1 rRNA gene (cut by a window edge) is annotated in these 1105 nt (G+C 56.4%); it reads right to left on the bottom strand.

Annotated elements, in window-relative coordinates:
• Positions 1-1105: ribosomal RNA gene (locus ACZ6JY_RS40695) — 23S ribosomal RNA — on the bottom strand; its annotated part reaches 1945 nt to the left of the window's first position; the annotation flags it as partial.

Below are 1105 nucleotides of genomic sequence, written 5' to 3'. Positions count from 1 at the left end.
TAGCTGCAATGACACGACTTCGGCGGTACGCTTGAGCCCCGCTACATTGTCGGCGCGGAATCACTAGACCAGTGAGCTATTACGCACTCTTTCAAGGGTGGCTGCTTCTAAGCCAACCTCCTGGTTGTCTGTGCGACTCCACATCCTTTCCCACTTAGCGTACGCTTAGGGGCCTTAGTCGATGCTCTGGGCTGTTTCCCTCTCGACCATGGAGCTTATCCCCCACAGTCTCACTGCCGTGCTCTCACTTACCGGCATTCGGAGTTTGGCTAAGGTCAGTAACCCGGTAGGGCCCATCGCCTATCCAGTGCTCTACCTCCGGCAAGAAACACACGACGCTGCACCTAAATGCATTTCGGGGAGAACCAGCTATCACGGAGTTTGATTGGCCTTTCACCCCTAACCACAGGTCATCCCCCAGGTTTTCAACCCTGGTGGGTTCGGTCCTCCACGACCTCTTACAGCCGCTTCAACCTGCCCATGGCTAGATCACTCCGCTTCGGGTCTTGAGCGCGCTACTAAATCGCCCTGTTCGGACTCGCTTTCGCTACGGCTTCCCCACACGGGTTAACCTCGCAACACACCGCAAACTCGCAGGCTCATTCTTCAAAAGGCACGCAGTCACGACGCACCAAGCAAGCTTGATGCGCGACGCTCCCACGGCTTGTAGGCACACGGTTTCAGGTACTATTTCACTCCGCTCCCGCGGTACTTTTCACCATTCCCTCACGGTACTATCCGCTATCGGTCACCAGGGAATATTTAGGCTTAACGGGTGGTCCCGCCAGATTCACACGGGATTTCTCGGGCCCCGTGCTACTTGGGTGTCTCTCAAACGAGCCGTTGATGTTTCGACTACGGGGGTCTTACCCTCTACGCCGGACCTTTCGCATGTCCTTCGTCTACACCAACGGTTTCTGACTCGCCTCACAGCCGGCAGACTGTGAAAGAGAGATCCCACAACCCCGCACACGCAACCCCTGCCGGGTATCACACGTATACGGTTTGGCCTCATCCGGTTTCGCTCGCCACTACTCCCGGAATCACGGTTGTTTTCTCTTCCTGCGGGTACTGAGATGTTTCACTTCCCCGCGTTCCCTCCACA

The sequence above is a fragment of the Streptomyces sp. NPDC046335 genome, from assembly GCF_055587985.1.
This window is presented reverse-complemented; position numbering and strand designations above follow the sequence as displayed.